The 18,213-nt window shown below is 41.0% G+C and carries 22 protein-coding genes; all 22 read left to right on the plus strand.

The window, feature by feature from the left end; all coding sequences use genetic code 11:
• Positions 1 to 191: 191 nt before the first annotated feature.
• The 22 genes from BDD43_RS06710 (at position 192) to nuoL (ending at position 18,195) form a co-directional block, all read left to right on the plus strand.
• The gene (locus tag BDD43_RS06710) at positions 192 to 1,085 is read left to right on the plus strand and encodes a diacylglycerol/lipid kinase family protein (protein WP_121196950.1); all 894 of its coding nucleotides are present in this window, start codon (positions 192 to 194) and stop codon (positions 1,083 to 1,085) included.
• A 4-nt stretch (positions 1,086 to 1,089) separates the two neighbouring features.
• Positions 1,090 to 1,431: a translation initiation factor gene (locus BDD43_RS06715; protein ID WP_121196951.1), complete on the plus strand. Its 342-nt coding sequence runs from the start codon at positions 1,090 to 1,092 to the stop codon at positions 1,429 to 1,431.
• 313 nt (positions 1,432 to 1,744) lie between these two features.
• Positions 1,745 to 2,578, plus strand: a complete 834-nt coding sequence (locus BDD43_RS06720) for a MotA/TolQ/ExbB proton channel family protein (protein ID WP_121196952.1) — start codon at positions 1,745 to 1,747, stop codon at positions 2,576 to 2,578.
• Between the two features lie 105 nt (positions 2,579 to 2,683).
• On the plus strand, positions 2,684 to 3,295 hold the full coding sequence (locus BDD43_RS06725; RefSeq protein ID WP_121196953.1) for a biopolymer transporter ExbD: 612 nt from the start codon (positions 2,684 to 2,686) through the stop codon (positions 3,293 to 3,295).
• A gap of 7 nt (positions 3,296 to 3,302) precedes the next feature.
• Positions 3,303 to 3,836: an ExbD/TolR family protein gene (locus BDD43_RS06730; protein WP_121196954.1), complete on the plus strand. Its 534-nt coding sequence runs from the start codon at positions 3,303 to 3,305 to the stop codon at positions 3,834 to 3,836.
• 49 nt (positions 3,837 to 3,885) lie between these two features.
• Entirely contained in the window at positions 3,886 to 4,713 is an 828-nt protein-coding gene (locus BDD43_RS06735; protein ID WP_121196955.1) for an energy transducer TonB, read from the plus strand.
• 8 nt (positions 4,714 to 4,721) lie between these two features.
• The gene (locus tag BDD43_RS06740) at positions 4,722 to 4,946 is read left to right on the plus strand and encodes a hypothetical protein (RefSeq protein ID WP_121196956.1); all 225 of its coding nucleotides are present in this window, start codon (positions 4,722 to 4,724) and stop codon (positions 4,944 to 4,946) included.
• Between the two features lie 43 nt (positions 4,947 to 4,989).
• On the plus strand, positions 4,990 to 5,850 hold the full coding sequence (locus BDD43_RS06745; protein WP_162846994.1) for a PstS family phosphate ABC transporter substrate-binding protein: 861 nt from the start codon (positions 4,990 to 4,992) through the stop codon (positions 5,848 to 5,850).
• A gap of 26 nt (positions 5,851 to 5,876) precedes the next feature.
• The gene (locus tag BDD43_RS06750; protein ID WP_121196958.1) at positions 5,877 to 7,592 is read left to right on the plus strand and encodes a tetratricopeptide repeat protein; all 1,716 of its coding nucleotides are present in this window, start codon (positions 5,877 to 5,879) and stop codon (positions 7,590 to 7,592) included.
• A 61-nt stretch (positions 7,593 to 7,653) separates the two neighbouring features.
• The gene (locus tag BDD43_RS06755; protein WP_121196959.1) at positions 7,654 to 8,025 is read left to right on the plus strand and encodes an NADH-quinone oxidoreductase subunit A; all 372 of its coding nucleotides are present in this window, start codon (positions 7,654 to 7,656) and stop codon (positions 8,023 to 8,025) included.
• A 112-nt stretch (positions 8,026 to 8,137) separates the two neighbouring features.
• The gene (locus BDD43_RS06760; protein ID WP_121196960.1) at positions 8,138 to 8,680 is read left to right on the plus strand and encodes an NADH-quinone oxidoreductase subunit B; all 543 of its coding nucleotides are present in this window, start codon (positions 8,138 to 8,140) and stop codon (positions 8,678 to 8,680) included.
• The gene (locus BDD43_RS06765; RefSeq protein WP_121196961.1) at positions 8,680 to 9,177 is read left to right on the plus strand and encodes an NADH-quinone oxidoreductase subunit C; all 498 of its coding nucleotides are present in this window, start codon (positions 8,680 to 8,682) and stop codon (positions 9,175 to 9,177) included. Before BDD43_RS06760 ends, BDD43_RS06765 begins: the two co-directional genes overlap by 1 nt.
• 16 nt (positions 9,178 to 9,193) lie before the next feature.
• Positions 9,194 to 10,405, plus strand: a complete 1,212-nt coding sequence (locus tag BDD43_RS06770) for an NADH-quinone oxidoreductase subunit D (RefSeq protein WP_121196962.1) — start codon at positions 9,194 to 9,196, stop codon at positions 10,403 to 10,405.
• A complete protein-coding gene (locus BDD43_RS06775) occupies positions 10,398 to 10,925 on the plus strand; it encodes an NADH-quinone oxidoreductase subunit NuoE family protein (protein ID WP_121196963.1) in 528 nt (175 codons plus the stop codon). Before BDD43_RS06770 ends, BDD43_RS06775 begins: the two co-directional genes overlap by 8 nt.
• Positions 10,926 to 10,941: 16 nt before the next feature.
• Positions 10,942 to 12,312 (plus strand): NADH-quinone oxidoreductase subunit NuoF, encoded by a 1,371-nt coding sequence (gene nuoF, locus BDD43_RS06780; RefSeq protein ID WP_121196964.1) that lies wholly within the window; start codon positions 10,942 to 10,944, stop codon positions 12,310 to 12,312.
• 84 nt (positions 12,313 to 12,396) lie between these two features.
• Entirely contained in the window at positions 12,397 to 12,756 is a 360-nt protein-coding gene (locus BDD43_RS06785) for a four helix bundle protein (protein ID WP_262707404.1), read from the plus strand.
• 34 nt (positions 12,757 to 12,790) lie between these two features.
• On the plus strand, positions 12,791 to 13,789 hold the full coding sequence (locus BDD43_RS06790; protein WP_121196966.1) for a 2Fe-2S iron-sulfur cluster-binding protein: 999 nt from the start codon (positions 12,791 to 12,793) through the stop codon (positions 13,787 to 13,789).
• A complete protein-coding gene (nuoH, locus tag BDD43_RS06795) occupies positions 13,789 to 14,841 on the plus strand; it encodes an NADH-quinone oxidoreductase subunit NuoH (protein WP_121196967.1) in 1,053 nt (350 codons plus the stop codon). The genes BDD43_RS06790 and nuoH overlap by 1 nt, the downstream gene beginning before the upstream one ends.
• A gap of 3 nt (positions 14,842 to 14,844) precedes the next feature.
• Positions 14,845 to 15,342 (plus strand): NuoI/complex I 23 kDa subunit family protein, encoded by a 498-nt coding sequence (locus BDD43_RS06800; protein ID WP_121196968.1) that lies wholly within the window; start codon positions 14,845 to 14,847, stop codon positions 15,340 to 15,342.
• A gap of 60 nt (positions 15,343 to 15,402) precedes the next feature.
• The gene (locus BDD43_RS06805; RefSeq protein WP_121196969.1) at positions 15,403 to 15,903 is read left to right on the plus strand and encodes an NADH-quinone oxidoreductase subunit J family protein; all 501 of its coding nucleotides are present in this window, start codon (positions 15,403 to 15,405) and stop codon (positions 15,901 to 15,903) included.
• 1 nt (position 15,904) lies between these two features.
• Positions 15,905 to 16,234: an NADH-quinone oxidoreductase subunit NuoK gene (nuoK, locus tag BDD43_RS06810; protein ID WP_121196970.1), complete on the plus strand. Its 330-nt coding sequence runs from the start codon at positions 15,905 to 15,907 to the stop codon at positions 16,232 to 16,234.
• 59 nt (positions 16,235 to 16,293) lie between these two features.
• Positions 16,294 to 18,195, plus strand: coding sequence for an NADH-quinone oxidoreductase subunit L (gene nuoL, locus BDD43_RS06815; protein WP_394339623.1), 1,902 nt, complete (start codon positions 16,294 to 16,296; stop codon positions 18,193 to 18,195).
• Positions 18,196 to 18,213: the final 18 nt, after the last annotated feature.

An 18,213-nucleotide genomic window follows, 5' to 3' on the forward strand; every position in this document is an offset into this window, starting at 1 on the left:
CGAAAAAACGGCTGCTGAATAGGATTGGAAGTAAAAAAAGAAGCGGGTTTAGCACTTTTTTACGTGGTTGCAATCCGGGTTCTGTTAACCAGAACGTTTTCAAATCAGTCCACTTTCGTTCGGCGAAGTTAAAACAATTTTATAAAAGTCGAAAATACAAGTACTTTTGATAGCCCAAAGCAATACAATATTTGAAAAAGAAAGCATTATTTATTATAAACCCGGTTTCGGGTAATAAAACGAAGGATAAGGTTCCGCACTTGATTAATGAACACCTGGACAGCGAGGTGTTTGACCACGAAATTATATTTAGTACAAAAGAAACGCCCATTTCGCAACTATCTAAAGATGCCGCTAAAGCTTTTGATATTATAGTTGCCGTTGGTGGCGATGGTACGGTTAATGAAACGGCGTCGGCTATTGCCGGTAGTAATACTGTATTAGGTATTTTGCCTTTTGGCTCGGGCAACGGGCTGGCAAGGTTTTTAAAGATACCGATGGACCCGGTAAGCGCCATAAAAACCCTCAACATTGGCCGCACAGAAACTATTGATGCGGGCAAAATAAACAACCAGTGGTTTTTTAATATGGCCGGAATGGGTTTTGATGCCCACATCAGCGAAGTTTTTTCGCATGGTAAAACACGTGGTTTCCGGGCTTACTTCAAGTCGTCGGTACAGGAAATATCTAATTATAAGGCGCAAAACTACCGTATAACTATTGATGGTAAAGATTACGACAGAGAAGCATTTATGTTAAGTTTTGCTAATTCGTCGCAATATGGTAACAATGCGCACGTGTCGCCTAAGGCATCACTGCACGACGGGCTGATAGATGTTTGCATTATTAAACCCTTCCCGGTGTATAGGTTGCCCGAAATGGGCCTGCGAATGCTAACCAAAACATCAGAAAGCTCAAAGTTTGTTGAAATTATACGTGGCCGGCATATTAAGGTTAAACGCCAGTTAGCGGGTGCGGTACATTTAGATGGAGAACCGCAAATTATGGGTATAGATACCGAAATAATTACCATACCCGAGTCGTTAAATGTGATAGTAGGGAAAGATTACGAGGTTAACCTGTAACAGCATGTCAAAAAAAAGCAAAAATATTTCGGGTGTGATGTACTCTACCGATCCCGATTTTCAGTATCAGTACGATGCCGGCCAGGTATCCGAAACCTTGCCCCCTCAGCAACAAAATTTAAAAGTTTACCTTGATCGTAAAGGTGGCGGTAAAACAGTTTCCCGTATCAGCGGCTTTACAGGCACTGCCGATGACCTGGAGGTTTTAGGAAAAAAGCTAAAAACCAAATGCGGCGTTGGGGGTTCGGTAAAAGATGGTGAGATACTCATCCAAGGCGATTTTAGGGATAAGATAGTGTTGTTGTTACACACAGAGGGCTATAAAGCAAAAAAAGCCGGCGGATAAAAAGCCGCAAAACAGGCCTTAGACGCCCGGGTATCTTTTTAGTTACAATTTTTTTAACGTTTGTGCTTGTGATTGTAAAAAAAATTGGTTTCTATTGTAAAAAATTGTCTGGATGTAAGACAATTTTTTTATTTATAAACGTTTTTATTTCACCAATTAAAGATAAACAACGATTAACGTTAATTAATTATAAAGAATAGCAAAAAGTGTTTTTTTAATGCATTTATATTATAAATTTGCTATTCGGATTTAAACAGCACATTAAATTGACTTACATTTATAACAACTAAAACTAAAATTAAAATTTAAAGTAATGGCAAACGCACCAAAACCAACTACCGTTAAAAAAGAAAGCTCAAGTGCATCGAGCATGTTTTCATCTCTTGCAATACCTATTTGTATATTGATATCTATCCTGGTATATTATTTCTTCCTTGGCGACGCAAGTCACTACAAAGGCGGCGACCAAGCGGCAGACGCAACAGACGTATTCGGTCTGGTTCACAAAGGTGGATACATTGTACCTATCATCATGAGCTGCTTGTTAATGACAGTTACTTTCTCTATCGAAAGACTTGTTGTTATAGGCCGTGCATCTGGTACTGGTAGTATCGATTCTTTTGTTAAAAAAGTACAGGCATTTTTAAATGCAGGTAACGTTGACGCAGCAAGTGCTGAGTGCGACAAACAAAAAGGTTCGGTAGCAAACGTTATCAAATCGGGCTTGAAAAAATACCGCGAAATGGAAGCAGAGCCAAACATGGACGTTGACCAAAAAACTCTTGCTATCCAAAAAGATATTGAAGAAGCAACTTCTTTAGAAATGCCAATGTTAGAGCAAAACTTAACTATCATTGCTACTTTGGTTTCTATCGGTACTTTAATGGGTTTGTTAGGTACAGTATTGGGTATGATTGGTGCATTCCGTACAATGGGTGCAGCAGGTGCTCCAAATGCATCCGAACTTTCTTCACACATTTCCGAAGCTTTGATCAATACCTTCTTAGGTATCAGTACATCAGCTATATCAATTGTAATGTATAACATCTTTACATCAAAAATTGATAAATTAACTTATGCTATTGACGAAACTGGTTTCAGCATCGTTCAAACGTTTGCCGCTTCACACAAAAACGCAAACAGATAAGCCGTTTTTAAAAAATCACTTAGTTGATTTTTTGTTAAAACAGCATTAAGTTTAGTTAACAGCAATATAATGCTGATTTAATTGATGTTTATTTAAAATAAAAATATGCCCAGAGTTAAAATAGCAAGAAAAAGTACCGTAACCGATATGACGGCCATGTGCGACGTTGCGTTTTTGTTACTCACCTTTTTCATTATGACGGCCAAATTTAAACAGGAAGATCCCGTTCCTGTGGCGATACCGGCTTATACCAAAACTGTTGTATTGCCCGAAGATAATATCGGTACCCTTACAATTGGTGGCAGCAAAGTTTTTTTTGGTGTAGAAGGCGTTAAAATACGCGAAACCATGCTGGAAGAAATGGGGAGGTTATATAATACAACCTTTACCCCGCAGGAGAAGGCAACGTTTATAACCCTGCCAACATTTGGTGTGCCCATGAGCCAGTTAAAGGCTTATTTAAATACAGAGCCCAGCAAAATGAAAGCATTTCCTCAACCGGGTATTCCAACCGATTCTGTTAGTAACGAATTGTTTAACTGGATACGCCAGGCGCGTTTGGCCGATAGGGCGTTGTTTAGTAAAGATTTGCGTTTAACTATAAAAGGTGATAGCAAGCAGGAGTACCCAACTATTGGAAGGGTGATACAAATTTTGCAAAAGCAAAAAGTAAATAAGTTTAGTTTAATTACAGCTCAAAAAGGAGCGGCTCAATAATAAGAAAATGGCAGAATTAGACTCCTCCGGCGGAGGGAAACATAAAGGCGGTAAGGTAAGGTCCAAAAAGTCGTCAACACGCGTGGATATGACCGCAATGGTGGATTTGGCATTTTTGTTAATTACCTTTTTCATCCTGTCCACAACGCTTAACAAACCTAAAGCGATGGATTTGGCTATGCCAGATAAGGATGAGAATAAAACTGAATTACCTGTTGCTGCATCCAGAACCATGACAGTGCTTTTAGGTTCAAACAACAAACTGGAATGGTTTGTTGGCGAACCAGGTAAAACGCCTGGTACAGTAGATAACTACGGTAAAGACGGTTTACGCAAAGCGTTAATTGAAAACTCTGAAAAAGTTAGAGCATCACACGGTGGCCAGCCGATGATTGTTTTAATTAAACCGAGTGATAAATCAACATACGAAAACCTGGTAGCAGCACTTGACGAGTTAAATATTACCAAAATAGATATTCATGCTATTGTTGATATTACTCCTGTTGAAGTAAATGAGTTGAAGAACAACAAAATTTACTAAGCAATAAAAAAATTAATTAAACGTTAAATAAAACATTAAAAGTCTAAAAATGTTAGGATCAAAATTAGATATTTTTAATCCGGAATGGCTTGATGTTGTTTTTAAAGGCCGCAACCAGGCGTATGGTGCGTACGAACTTAGAAAGCAAAACCCTAAAACAACCAATAGGGCGCTTATCATAGCTTCGGTTGCATTTATCTTTCTGCTCGGTTTGCCAACCATTATCAACATAATTAAGGGCTTTATTCCAAAGGCCGACGAGAAGGTTAAATTAACCGACGTTGTGCTTATGTCGCCTCCACCTATTGATCAAACCAAACCACCACCGCCGCCACCAAAGGAGCCGGCTAAACCAAAGGTTGACCAGGTGAAATTTCCTCCTCCGGTAGTAAAGCCGGATAATGAGGTGCGCGAAAAAGATCCGCCTACTGAAAAGCAATTGGAAGTGGCAGATCCGGGCCAAAAGGAGCAAAAAGGCGACCCTAATGCTCAGGTTCGTATTGATGAGCCTGTAGGTAATGCTGATATTACAGCCGTAACCGAGGCCGGTGATGGCGATAAAATATTTAATGCTGTGGAAATTCAACCAGCTTTTCCAGGTGGCGAAGCAGCATTCGGTAAATTTTTGCAAGACCACATCCGTTACCCGGCAGTAGCTAAAGAAAACAACGTTACTGGTCGTGTATTCGTTCAGTTTGTTGTTGAACGCGATGGCAGTTTAACAGACCTTAAAATACTTCGCGACCCGGGCAGCGGCTTGGGCGATGAGGCTATAAGGGTACTTAAAATTTCGCCGCACTGGAAACCCGGTATTCAAAACGGTAAGCCAGTACGTGTACAATACACTGTACCGGTAAACTTTAGTTTGGCCGAATAATACAAACGATGTTACAGAATAATAAAAAGCAGAAATCGCTCAACAGGCGATTTCTGCTTATTTTAGGAGGGGCGGCTTTTATTTGTTTTTTGGTATTAGGGTCGATGCTTATTTTTTGGGATAGGTTTGGCCTAAGCCAAACACAAAGATTTGCTTTTGGCGGCGTAATAATTATTTACGGTATTATACGTTTTGCCAGGCTGTTGCGAAAAGAAAAAAATGAAGAAGAATAATATAGCTTTCATATTTTTAGTTTTTACGGTGTTTACATGCTTTATGGCATGCAAGCAAAAAGATAAAAAGTTTAATGTAGATGATAGCTATACCATTGGCAAAGCGAGTTTTGTAGCCGATGAATCGTTGGCCCCAATTTTAGATCAGGAGCTTTATGTATTTAAGTCGCTTAACAAAGAAGCAAAGCCCGAGATAATATATAAATCGGAAAACGATGCCTTGAGGCTGTTTTTAAACGATAGCGTAAGAGTTGCTATATTAGCACGCAGTGTAACCCCGCAGGAGGTAAAAATGTTTAAGCAGCGGGCACTTTACCCCGAAATTAATTGTTTTGCATACGATGCGGTAACCTTAATCGTTAATCAATCATCAAACGATACGTTAACAACGGTGGGCGAAATAAAAAACATGCTGAACGGAAAGGTTGGTACTGATAAGAATATTGTTTTTGATAATGCCAACTCAAGCTTAATAAGGTACCTGAGGAGCTTCTCCGGAAACGATAAATTTGAACAAAAAAACATTTACGCGTTAAAAACAAACGTTGATGTTATAAAATATGTGAGTGAACACCAGCACGCTGTGGGTTTTATAAGCTATAGCTGGCTGCTTGAGCCCGATAAGGCTTATGCGCCAATGGTTAACAAAATTAAAATAGTTGGTGTTAAAGATGAGGGTAATAAAGATTATCCCAATAGCTATTTTAAACCAGACCAAGGTACGTTGGCAATGCGCCAATACCCTTTGGTACGAAGCTTGTATATAATTAATAATACAGGTAGGCCAGGTTTAGGTACGGGATTTGCATCGTTTGTTTTGGGTGAAAGTGGGCAGCGTATTGTACTAAGATCAGGACTTTTGCCCGATTCGATACCTACCCGTGAAGTGAGTTTTAGTAAATAATTAAAAATTGTAATATCTAATTAACCATGAAAGTAATAAATAAAGCATCTGCCGTTGTCGTAGGCATGGTATTTATGGGTTCATCGGTTTTTGCGCAGAGTTTAGCCGACGCCAAAAAAGCCATTGACGCCGAACAATATCAAAAGGCAAAATCAATGTTGAAAAACCTGACTGTTACTCAGGCAACCAAGGATGAAAACTTTTTTTATCTGGGTGAAGTGTATCTTAAACAGGATTACGCCGATTCGGCCCGTGCCGCTTTTACAAGGGGCATATCTGTAAATCCAAAATCGGCACTCAACGTAGTGGGTTTGGGTATTATTGACCGTATGGACAAAAACGAGGCATCAGCCAAAGCAAATTTTGATAAAGCTTTGACGTTGGCTGGTAAAGACACCAAACCATACGTTTATATAGCTAAAGCATATTTGCTTAAACCTTATATGGATAAAGAGGCCATAGCTATTTTAGAGAAGGCCAAAACTATTAGTAAAGACGCCGTTAAGGACCCTGAGTTGTGGACAACACTTGGTGATGCTTACCGCACCGAAAGTGATAACAGCCACGCTTACGAAAACTATAGCCAGGCAACATCGCTCGATCCTAATTCGCCTGTATTAATGGTTAATATTGGTGTGTTATGGAAACAAGCAAATAATTTTGAGGATGCCAATAAATTGTTTCAGGATGCCTTAACTAAGGACCCTAATTTTGGACCTGCTTATCGCGAAATGGCCGAAAGTGATTTAAAGCAAGCCGCTCTTGATCCAAAGGTTACTGTCGCTAAAAGAAAAGAAGGTGCCGATTACTATAAAAAATATCTTGATTTAACCGATAGATCGCTTGAATCGCGCATGCGCTACGCCGACTTTTTGATTAGTGCCGGTGATTTTAAAGCCTTAGAAACCGAGGCAAATGATTTGGCCAAATTAAATAATTCTAACTTACGGGTATATCGTTATTTAGGTATAGCTGGTTACGAAAACAATAACTTCCCTGCTGGTTTAACGGCAATTAATAAATTTATTAAGGAAGCAGATCCAAAACGTATATTACCTGTTGATTACCTTTATTTAGGTCGTTTGCAAATTAAAACCGGAGCCGATTCGATCGGTGTTTTATCTATACAAAAGGCGATAGATTTGGATAGCACTCAATCTGATTTGTATAGCGAAATTGCCAGCAACTTATATTTCAAACAACATAGGTACCAGGAAGCGGCTCTTGTTTACGACAAGTTTATTGCTACTGCTCATAAAGTAAAACTTACCGATCACTATTATCAAGGTAGCGCTTATTACTATGCGTTCGAGAAACAATCAGCGGCAAATCTTAAAGATAAAACAGTAAAGCCCGATAGCGCGTTATTAACAAAAGCGGACTCAGCTTTTAGTTATGTTATACAGAAAACGGCTACTAATCCATACGCTCCGGCGGTATTATTCAGAGCTTATATTGCTGATGAACGCGAAACTGATAGAGAGAAAAACTATAAAGGCTATGCTAAACCGTACTACGAAAAATTTGTTGAATTAATTTCCACAAAAACACCACTTAGCGACGCTAATAAAAAAGACCTCGTTGGCGCATATGCTTACTTGGGAAGCTACTATGAGTTCGCCGCAAAGGATGCAACCAAAGCAGATGAATATTGGGGTAAAGCAAAAGATCTGGACCCAACAAATAAACAAGTTATTGCCTACCTGGCCCGCAAGGCTGGTACACCTGCCAAAGGCAAATAAAATAAAAAAGCCCCTTACAAAGGGGCTTTTTTATTTAATATCTTCACTCTATATTTGAGCCATGGAATTACATAGTTTACCGGTTAATTATTTGCCCATCATATTCCAAATGATAGTGGCCCTTGGCTTTGTTGTAGTAACCATGTTTGCAACCCACAAATTGGGCCCTAAGCGTGTTACAAGCGATAAGTTATCCACTTTTGAATCGGGTATCGAGGTTATCGGTAACGCGCGTACCCCCATATCTATTAAATACTTCCTGGTAGCTATTCTCTTTGTGCTGTTTGATGTGGAAGTTATTTTTATGTACCCCTGGGCTGTAAACTTTAAAGAGCTGGGTAACCAGGGCATGATAGAGATGTTTATTTTTATGGGAACATTGCTATTAGGCTTTATTTATATCCTGAAGAAAAAAGCCTTAGACTGGGATTAATTAGAACGATTCCAAATACCGCCGTTAGTGTGAAAAAAACACTATTGAAAATTTAAATTTATAATTTTGTACACATCCTGATTTTAAGGATGTGTTTTGTATTTGTAAATATATGAGTGATATACAAATTGTTGAAGCTCCACCAGGAATAGAAGGTTCTGGATTTTTTGCTACATCGCTTGATAAAGCGGTGGGAATGGCACGTTCATACTCATTATGGCCGTTGCCTTTCGCAACGTCGTGCTGTGGTATCGAGTTTATGGCCACCATGGGTTCGCATTACGATCTGTCGAGATTTGGAGCCGAGCGTTTAAGCTTTTCGCCGCGTCAGGCCGATCTGTTAATGGTTATGGGCACCATAGCAAAAAAAATGGCCCCGGTACTTCGCCAGGTGTATTTACAAATGGCCGAGCCCCGTTGGGTAATGGCTGTAGGTGCCTGCGCATCAAGCGGTGGTATATTTGATACTTACTCGGTACTGCAAGGCATCGATGAAATTATCCCGGTAGATGTTTACGTTCCCGGATGCCCGCCCCGCCCCGAAGCTATTATAGATGGTTTTATGAATATTCAAAAACTGGTACAAACAGAATCGGGTCGCCGCAGGGAAGATCCTAAATACCAGGAGTTGTTAGCTAAATACGGAATTCAATAATGAGTAAGTTATCAGCCGAAGACCTTCTTCAAAAATTAACTTCAAAGTTTGAGGGTGCGCTTAATAACATTACGCAGCCTTATGGCTTATTAACCCTTGAAACCAGCCGCGAACAGTTGCTTGAAGTACTGGGCTACTTAAAAGCCGAACTACAGTTTATCCATTTAACAGATATTACCGCCATACATTATCCCGAATTGGAGAAGCCATTTGCAGTTGTGTACCATGTGCATAGTTTGGTAAATGGCATTCGCGTTAGGTTAAAAGTGTTTTTGGCTGCTGCTGATGTGCATATCCCAACGGCATCAAACCTATGGGAGGGTGCTAACTGGATGGAGCGTGAAACATACGATTTCTTCGGAATTATATTTGACGGGCACCCCGATTTGCGCAGAATTTTAAATGTTGACGATATGACGGTTTTCCCGATGAGGAAAGAGTTTCCGCTGGAAGATCCCAATCGTATTGATAAAAAAGATTACTTCTTCGGAAGATAAATATATTCAGTAAAGAATGCAAAATCATCTTTTAATAACAGATAACGACCCACAAAGTGAACTCTCGACTTTAAACCTCGGGCCAACACACCCTGCAACACATGGCGTATTTCAAAATGTATTGCAGTTGGATGGCGAAAGGATTGTAAGCGGAGTATCAACCATTGGATATATACACCGGGCTTTTGAAAAAATTGCCGAACACAGGCCTTTCTATCAAATTACTCCGTTAACCGATAGGCTTAACTACTGCTCATCGCCCATAAACAATATGGGCTGGCACATGACGGTTGAAAAAATGCTGGGCATTGAAATGCCAAAGCGGGTTGACTACATGCGTATAATTATAATGGAGCTTGCCCGTATAACCGATCATATTGTATGCAACGGCGTTTTAGGCGTTGATACCGGAGCCTTTACTGGCTTTTTGTACATGATGCAGTGGCGCGAGCATGTTTACGAAATTTACGAAGAAATTTGCGGTTCGCGCTTAACAACTAACATTGGGCGCATAGGTGGTTTTGAACGTAACTTTAACCAAATCGCGTTTGATAAGATCAAAAGTTTTCTAAAAAACTTTCCACCGGTATTACGCGAGTTCGAATCGTTATTTAACCGCAACCGCATATTTGTTGACCGTACAAAAAATGTAGCAGCAGTTACTGCCGAAGCCGCATTGAGCTATAGCTGGAGCGGCCCGCTTTTGCGCGCTGCCGGTGTTGATTATGATGTGCGTGCCCAGGAGCCATACAGCTCGTACCAGGATTTTGATTTTGAGGTACCTGTTGGCGAAAATGGCGATGTTTATAGCCGGTTTTTAGTACGTAACGAGGAGATGTGGCAAAGCTTGCGCCTCATAGAACAGGCCATGAATAAATTGGAGAAAGAAGATTCGTCTATCTTCCACGCCGACGTGCCGGAGTTTTATTTGCCTCCAAAAGAAGAGGTTTACAATAACATGGAAGCCTTAATTTATCACTTTAAAATAGTGATGGGCGAAATAGATACCCCTAAAACCGAGGTTTACCATGCTGTAGAAGGTGCCAATGGCGAATTAGGTTTTTATTTGGTTAATGATGGAGGTCGTTCGCCTTACCGTTTGCATTTCCGCCGGCCAAGCTTTATCAATTACCAAATGTATGCGCCAATGAGCCGCGGTATGGTATTATCAGATGCGATTATTAACATGAGTAGTTTAAACGTTATAGCCGGAGAATTAGATGCTTAGAGTTGAAAACCTGCAAATTGCCCCGATAGAGTTTTCGGCGGAGTTGATAGCTAAATTTGACGATGTAGTGAGCCGTTATCCGGAAGGAAAGCAAAAATCGGGCTTGCTGCCTATATTGCATTTGGTACAGGCCGAATTTGGCTGGGTTAGCCCCGCAGCAATGGAGAAAGTTGCCGACTATTTGAACATACAGCATGTTGAGGTTTTTGAGGTGGCCACTTTTTACAGCATGTACCTGCTTAAACCACAAGGGAAATACTTTTTGGAGGTTTGCCGCACCGGGCCATGCTGCCTGGTTGGTGCCGAAAAAATAATGGACTATATTGAACAGAAGTTAGGCGTAAAAGAAGGTGAAGTAACTGCCGACGGCTTGTTTAGCTGGCGCGGAGTGGAGTGCCTTGCCGCCTGCGGTTTTGGCCCTGTTTTACAGATTAGTCCTGAATATACTTTTTACGAAAACTTAACGCCCGAAAAGGTGGATAAGCTGGTTGCTGATTTAACGGCTCAGGCTAAAAACTAATTTTACCGATCGAAACATGGCTCGTAAATTACTATTAGAACATATAAACGTACCGGGCATCAATACATTTGATGTTTACCGCTCAAAAGGCGGCTATGCTGCTGTTGAGAAAGCCCTGAAAACCTTAACTCCCGATGAAGTAGTTGAGGAGGTTAAAAAATCGGGTTTACGTGGCCGCGGTGGTGCGGGTTTCCCTACGGGGATGAAGTGGAGCTTTTTGGCTAAACCCGAAGGTGTTGCACGTTACTTGGTTTGTAATGCCGACGAAAGCGAACCCGGCACTTTTAAAGATCGTTACCTGATGACCCACATCCCTCACTTATTAATTGAGGGAATGATAGTTGCCAGTTATGCTTTGGGCGCAAAAACATCATACATCTACGTTCGCGGCGAGATGATGCCTCAAATCCGCATTTTGGAGAGAGCCATCGCTGAAGCAAAAAACAAAGGATTTTTAGGAAAAAACATATTAGGTACCGGTTACGACCTGGAACTTTACGTTCAGCCAGGTGGTGGCGCCTACATTTGCGGCGAAGAAACTGCTTTGTTAGAGTCGTTAGAAGGTAAACGCGGTAACCCGCGCATTAAACCGCCATTCCCGGCAATTGCTGGTTTGTATGGTTGCCCAACGGTTGTAAACAATGTTGAATCGATAGCGGCAGTAGTACCCATTATTAACGAGGGCGGCGAAGAATATGCCAAGGTTGGTATAGGCCGTAGCACAGGTACCAAGCTAATATCGGCAGGTGGTAACGTTGCTAAACCCGGTGTTTACGAAATTAATTTAGGTTTACCCGTTGAAGAGTTTTTATATTCTCCGGAATATTGCGGTGGCATTGCCAATGGCAAACGTTTAAAGGCGGTTGTTGCGGGTGGTTCGTCCGTTCCAATTCTTCCGGCTAATCTGTTTCTTAAAACGGCTACAGGCGAAGGCCGCTTAATGAGTTACGAATCGTTATCTGAAGGCGGTTTTGCTACAGGCACCATGATGGGCTCGGGCGGTTTTATCGCTTTTGACGAAGACCAATGCATTGTGCGTAACACCTGGAACTTCGCCCGTTTTTACCATCACGAAAGTTGCGGCCAATGTTCGCCTTGCCGCGAAGGTACCGGCTGGATGGAAAAGGTTTTACATCGCCTAGAATACGGTCACGGTAAAATGAGCGACATGGATTTATTGGTTGACGTTTCTAAAAAAATAGAAGGTAATACCATTTGCCCGTTGGGTGATGCAGCAGCATGGCCGGTTGCGAGTGCAATACGCCATTTCCGCGATGAGTTTGAATGGCACGTAACCAATGGCGCAGAAGCTACAACAAGGAATTTTGGACTGGCACATTATGCCGATCCGCTTCCAAAACCAGAACCTGCCCCGGCAGCTGTGTAAGTAAAAATTAAAAAGTCAAAATTCAAAAATAGGCTTGTCTTATTAATGGGTTTTAGAAATATATAAGTGAAGAGTAAGTACTAAGTGAGTGAAAAACCGTTCGACATCAAACACAGATGTTACCACTTCTCCAAGGAAATGGTTCTGTTTATATCATCACTGAAATACGAAAGAATACACTTTTCCATAATGGATCAGCATTTAAGAAGTGCAACTTCTATAGGAGCTAATGTTGTTGAAGGGAAAGCGGGTAGTTCAAAAAAGGATTTTAGAAATTTCTATACGATAGCTCTAAAATCTGCAAACGAAACCAAATATTGGCTTTGTTTGATAAGAGACACCAATATTGTAAATGTCGGAAAAGACAAAATAGTTGAGTTAATTACCGAGGCTGACGAATTATCAAAGATCATCGCTTCAATTGTTATCAATCTCAACATGTGATTTTTTAATTTTTAATTTTGACTTTTGAATTAAAATGAAAGTAACAATAGACGGAATTAGTGTAGAAGTAGAAGCTGGAACAACCATCCTTAACGCAGCGCGTGTTATTGGTGGCGAAATTGTTCCGCCTGCTATGTGCTACTATTCTAAGTTAGAAGGCAGTGGTGGCAAATGCCGTACCTGTTTGGTTAAAGTTAGCAAAGGTTCTGAAAAAGACCCGCGCCCTATGCCTAAACTGGTAGCATCATGCCGTACTACGGTTATGGATGGCATGGAGGTGCAAAACATTACTTCGCCGGAGGTTATTGAGGCGCGTAAGGGTATTGTTGAAATGCTGTTGATTAACCACCCGCTGGATTGCCCTGTTTGCGATCAGGCCGGTGAATGCCACCTGCAAGATTTGGGTTTTGAACACGGTGCCGCTAAAACCCGTTACGAATTTGACCGCCGTACATTTGAAAGAATTGACATTGGCGATAAAATACAATTACACATGACACGCTGCATACTTTGCTACCGTTGTGTGTTTACTGCCGACCAGATAACCGACCATCGTATACATGGTATTTTAAACCGCGGTGATCATTCCGAAATATCTACCTACATCAAAGCAGCCGTTGATAACGATTTCTCCGGAAACGTAATTGATGTTTGCCCGGTGGGTGCTTTAACCGACAGAACCTTCCGTTTTAAAAACCGTGTTTGGTTTACTAAACCGGTAGATGCACACCGCGATTGCGATCACGAAAAGTGTAACGGTAAAGTAACCCTGTGGTATAAAGGCGAAGACGTTTTACGCGTAACCGCCCGTAAAGATGTTTATGGCGAGGTTGAAGAATTTATTTGCAATACCTGCCGCTTTGATAAAAAGAAAACTGCCGATTGGGTAATTGAAGGCCCGCGCAAAATCAGCAATCATTCGGTTATCAGCTCTAATCATTACGATACACTGCACCCGCTTCCGGTGGTTAAAAATAACCCGGTTTTAATTGAAGCGAACCAGGAACAATTTGAACGAAATACACGCTTATAATGGAGTTAGCTTTTATTGGATTTGTTGGGCAAAAATTTATACTGGTAGGCATCATATTTGCCATTAGTTTGGTTGTTGCCATGTATTCTACTTATGCCGAGCGTAAAATAGCCGCCTTTTTCCAGGATCGTATTGGCCCTAACCGCGCCGGTCCGTTTGGTATGCTACAGCCTTTGGCCGATGGGATGAAAATGTTTATGAAGGAGGAGATAATCCCTACCCATGCCAATGCATTTTTATTTATAGTAGGGCCGTCGCTGGCCATTTTAACAGCTTGTATAGGCTCGGCAGTTATCCCGTGGGGGCAGCAAATTACCATTGCCGGCCATGTGATAGATTTACAGGTTACCGATATTAACGTTGGTGTTTTATACATTTTCGGCGTAGTATCGTTAGGTGTATACGGCGTAATGATAGGTGGCTGGGCATCAAACAACAAATACTCTTTGTTGGGTGCCATCCGCGCGGCTTCGCAAAACATCAGTTACGAAATTGCGATGGGCTTATCCATCATAGCATTATTGATGTTAACCGGAACATTGAGCCTGAAAGAAATTGCCGAACAACAGCATGGCTGGCACTGGAATATAATAAAACAGCCTTTAGGCTTCCTGATATTTATTATTTGCGCTTTCGCAGAAACTAACCGTACACCGTTTGACTTGCCTGAGTGCGAAACGGAACTGGTTGGCGGTTACCATACCGAATACTCATCAATGAAATTAGGTTTTTACCTTTTTGCTGAGTATATCAATATGTTTATCTCATCGGCAGTAATGGCAACCTTATACTGGGGCGGTTATAACTATCCCGGCATGGATTTTATGAACAACCTTTTAGGCCCAACGTGGGGACCGTTATTGGGTTTCGTAATTCTGTTCGGAAAAATATTGTGTTTTATCTTCTTCTTTATGTGGGTTCGCTGGACTATCCCGCGTTTCCGGTACGATCAATTGATGGATCTGGGTTGGAAGATACTTATCCCGTTAGCTATAGCAAATATTGTATTAACAGGAGTTGTTAGTACCGTTTTAAGACATTTTGGATATTAAAAAATGGAATCATTAACCAGTAGACGAAAGTTAGTAGCATCAAAGCCGCTCAATTTTTGGGAGCGCGCTTATTTGCCTGCTATATTGAGTGGTTTGCGTATTACGGGCAAGCACTTTTTCAGGAAACCGGTAACTATTAGTTATCCTGAGGTAAAAAGAGAGTTTTCGGAAAACTTTAGGGGTATGCACTCGCTTAAGCGCGACGAAGAAGGGCGCGAACGTTGCACAGCGTGCGGCCTCTGCGCTTTATCGTGCCCGGCAGAAGCGATTACCATGATAGCTGCCGAACGCCAAAAAGGTGAAGAGAAACTATATAGGGAAGAAAAATATGCCGCCGTTTACGAAATAAATATGCTGCGTTGCATTTTTTGTGGATTGTGCGAAGAAGCTTGCCCTAAAGAGGCTATTTACCTTGATGGCGACATTGTACCATCAAACTATTTACGTAAAGACTTTATTTACGGTAAAGACAAATTAGTAGAGGCGCCATTAAATCAATAAGGAAGTTTTATACCTTTGCGCGTCCTTTAAAAACGACAAGGGTATTTTTGAAATTATAAAATGAGTTTATTTTACTTCATAGCATTTTTGTCGGTACTGTTTGCGCTGCTGGTTATTTTCTCAAAAAACCCGGTTCACAGCGTGCTGTATTTAATTTTAACGTTTTTTACGTTTACCATTCACTACATTTTATTAAACGCGCAATTTTTGGCCATTGTAAACTTTATTGTTTATATGGGTGCCATTATGGTGTTGTTTTTATTTGTGCTGATGCTGCTCAATTTGAATAAAGACAGCGAACCCGTAAAAACAACGTTTGTAAAATTTGCTGCTATTATTGGTGGCTGCTGTTTGCTAATTACTATTGTAGCATCGCTTAAAATAGCAACCCCAACAAGTGCCGCTGTAACGTTAACAAATACTAATTTGGGCTTAGTAAAAAACCTGGGTAAAATATTGTTTAACCAATTTTTATTGCCATTTGAGGTATCGTCGCTGTTGCTATTTTCGGCTATGGTGGGTGCGGTTTTGTTGGCCACTAAAGATAAATCAAACGCCTGATATGGAAACCTTAACTCAAAATATACAATCTATTCCGCTTAACCATTACATTATATTGTGCTCTGTCATTTTTTCGATAGGGGTAATGGGCGTACTTATCCGCAGAAATGCGATAGTGATATTTATGTCGGTTGAATTGATGCTGAACTCGGTAAACTTACTATTGGCCGTTTTTTCGGTTTACCATAACGATCCAATGGGGCAGGTTTTTGTGTTTTTTATTATGGCCCTTGCCGCCGCCGAGGTAGCTATTGGCCTTGCCATTATTGTTATGGTGTACCGTAATACCAATTCGTTGGATATTAATGTGCTCAACCGGTTAAAGTGGTAACGGGAAAGAAGCAAGAGAGAAAACGAACTAAGAAAATAAGGAATATAGATACTATATAAATGATAAATAATTACATCTGGCTTATTCCAATATTACCATTAATTGGTTTTATAATTACCGGACTGGGCCGAAATGCACTTTCGAAGGGTGTTATTGGCTTTATAGGCAGTACCGTAGTTTTGCTGGCATTTGTGGTAAGCTTGCTGGCCTTTTTACAAATCAACTCAACAGGGCAGGCAATTAACGTTAACCTGTTCAGCTGGATTAAAGTTGGTTATCTTGATATACCATTCGCGTTTCTGGTAGATCAGTTGAGTTCAATCATGCTGCTTATTATAACTGGTGTAGGTTTCCTTATCCATTTATATTCTATAGGCTACATGCACGATGACGCCGGTTTTTGTAAGTTTTTTGCCTACCTCAACCTGTTTGTGTTTTTTATGTTGCTGTTGGTTTTAGGATCAAACTATGTAATTATGTTTATCGGTTGGGAAGGGGTTGGCTTATGCTCATACCTGCTCATCGGTTTCTGGTTCTCAAACCCATCATACGCTGATGCCGCCAAAAAAGCATTTGTAATGAACCGCATTGGCGATTTAGGCTTTTTATTAGGCGTATTTGTTATTTACCGTGTTTTTGGAAGCGTTAGCTATGCCGACGTATTTGACAAAGCTGCCAAAATGCATACCGGCGATAGCGCATTGGTGCTAATAACCATTATGCTGTTTATTGGCGCAACAGGCAAATCGGCACAAATACCTTTATTTACCTGGCTGCCCGATGCTATGGCTGGCCCAACACCGGTATCGGCACTTATACATGCGGCCACAATGGTAACGGCGGGTATCTATATGATAGCGCGCTCAAACATATTGTTCACCATGTCGCCTGTAACTATGCACATCATAGCTATTATAGGTATAACAACCGCCGCGTTTGCAGCACTAATAGCACTAACCCAAACAGATATCAAAAAGGTATTGGCTTACTCAACGGTATCGCAACTGGGTTATATGTTTTTGGGCTTAGGCGTTGGTGCTTATACAGGTTCGTTTTTCCACGTATTAACACATGCATTTTTTAAAGCCCTTTTGTTTTTGGGCGCTGGTTCGGTAATCCACGCGGTAAGTGGCGAGCAGGATATGCGTAAAATGGGCGGCTTGCGTAAAAAGTTACCAATAACCTTTTTGGTGATGATGATTGGTACCCTCGCCATATCGGGCATACCACCATTTGCGGGTTTTTTCTCTAAAGACGAAATTTTAGCGCATGCTTACGAACATAATCCTATAATTTGGGTAGTAGGTGTTTTAACTGCAATGTGTACCTCGTTCTATATGTTCAGGATGATGTACCTCACCTTTTTTGGCACCTTTAGAGGCACCGAAGAACAGGAACATCACATCCACGAGTCGCCTGCTTCGATGACTATTCCTTTAATTATCCTGGCTATTCTTTCATCAATAGGCGGGTTCATCGGTATCCCTGGCCACCATTGGTTGCAAGGCTTTTTAGCACCTGTGCTCGAAAAATCAACAGCCTTACTTGAGATATCAGCTAGCAATTTATCAGCTTCGGCCGAATATACATTAATGGGCATATCTGTAGCCGGTGCCGTTATAGCCTGGTTATATGCTTGGTCTAAATACCGCAATAACCAAAACATTCCGGTTGCTGATACAGAAGAGCGCCCGGCACTAACAAACCTATCATACAATAAATTTTATGTTGACGAATTGTATGATACTATAATACGCAAACCGCTGGATGCATTATCGGTATTTTTCTACAAAGTGGTAGAGCTTTTAGGTATTGATGGTTTAGTAAACGGTTTAGGCGGCGGTACCATGGCAACAAGTAAAAAACTGCGCTTACTGCAAAGCGGTAACGTGGGCTTTTACATATTTATGATGGTAATTGGCGTTATTGCCGTGTTGGTTTACAATTTATTTGGATTTTAAAAAGGGCATTTACAAATA

Origin of the sequence: Mucilaginibacter gracilis (assembly GCF_003633615.1) — a bacterium.
In the GTDB taxonomy this organism is placed as follows: Bacteria; Bacteroidota; Bacteroidia; order Sphingobacteriales; family Sphingobacteriaceae; genus Mucilaginibacter; species Mucilaginibacter gracilis.

Bases quoted from the DNA above. Each gene is read 5' to 3' on its own strand.
- BDD43_RS06790 (WP_121196966.1), top strand. From the start codon at position 12,791: ATGAAAGTAACAATAGACGGAATTAGTGTAGAAGTAGAAGCTGGAACA.
- nuoH (WP_121196967.1), top strand. From the start codon at position 13,789: ATGGAGTTAGCTTTTATTGGATTTGTTGGGCAAAAATTTATACTGGTA.
- BDD43_RS06805 (WP_121196969.1), top strand. From the start codon at position 15,403: ATGAGTTTATTTTACTTCATAGCATTTTTGTCGGTACTGTTTGCGCTG.
- BDD43_RS06720 (WP_121196952.1), top strand. From the start codon at position 1,745: ATGGCAAACGCACCAAAACCAACTACCGTTAAAAAAGAAAGCTCAAGT.
- nuoL (WP_394339623.1), top strand. From the start codon at position 16,294: ATGATAAATAATTACATCTGGCTTATTCCAATATTACCATTAATTGGT.
- nuoK (WP_121196970.1), top strand. From the start codon at position 15,905: ATGGAAACCTTAACTCAAAATATACAATCTATTCCGCTTAACCATTAC.
- BDD43_RS06725 (WP_121196953.1), top strand. From the start codon at position 2,684: ATGCCCAGAGTTAAAATAGCAAGAAAAAGTACCGTAACCGATATGACG.
- BDD43_RS06750 (WP_121196958.1), top strand. From the start codon at position 5,877: ATGAAAGTAATAAATAAAGCATCTGCCGTTGTCGTAGGCATGGTATTT.
- BDD43_RS06735 (WP_121196955.1), top strand. From the start codon at position 3,886: ATGTTAGGATCAAAATTAGATATTTTTAATCCGGAATGGCTTGATGTT.
- BDD43_RS06760 (WP_121196960.1), top strand. From the start codon at position 8,138: ATGAGTGATATACAAATTGTTGAAGCTCCACCAGGAATAGAAGGTTCT.
- BDD43_RS06765 (WP_121196961.1), top strand. From the start codon at position 8,680: ATGAGTAAGTTATCAGCCGAAGACCTTCTTCAAAAATTAACTTCAAAG.
- BDD43_RS06800 (WP_121196968.1), top strand. From the start codon at position 14,845: ATGGAATCATTAACCAGTAGACGAAAGTTAGTAGCATCAAAGCCGCTC.
- BDD43_RS06755 (WP_121196959.1), top strand. From the start codon at position 7,654: ATGGAATTACATAGTTTACCGGTTAATTATTTGCCCATCATATTCCAA.
- BDD43_RS06770 (WP_121196962.1), top strand. From the start codon at position 9,194: ATGCAAAATCATCTTTTAATAACAGATAACGACCCACAAAGTGAACTC.
- BDD43_RS06715 (WP_121196951.1), top strand. From the start codon at position 1,090: ATGTCAAAAAAAAGCAAAAATATTTCGGGTGTGATGTACTCTACCGAT.
- nuoF (WP_121196964.1), top strand. From the start codon at position 10,942: ATGGCTCGTAAATTACTATTAGAACATATAAACGTACCGGGCATCAAT.
- BDD43_RS06730 (WP_121196954.1), top strand. From the start codon at position 3,303: ATGGCAGAATTAGACTCCTCCGGCGGAGGGAAACATAAAGGCGGTAAG.
- BDD43_RS06745 (WP_162846994.1), top strand. From the start codon at position 4,990: ATGGCATGCAAGCAAAAAGATAAAAAGTTTAATGTAGATGATAGCTAT.
- BDD43_RS06740 (WP_121196956.1), top strand. From the start codon at position 4,722: ATGTTACAGAATAATAAAAAGCAGAAATCGCTCAACAGGCGATTTCTG.
- BDD43_RS06775 (WP_121196963.1), top strand. From the start codon at position 10,398: ATGCTTAGAGTTGAAAACCTGCAAATTGCCCCGATAGAGTTTTCGGCG.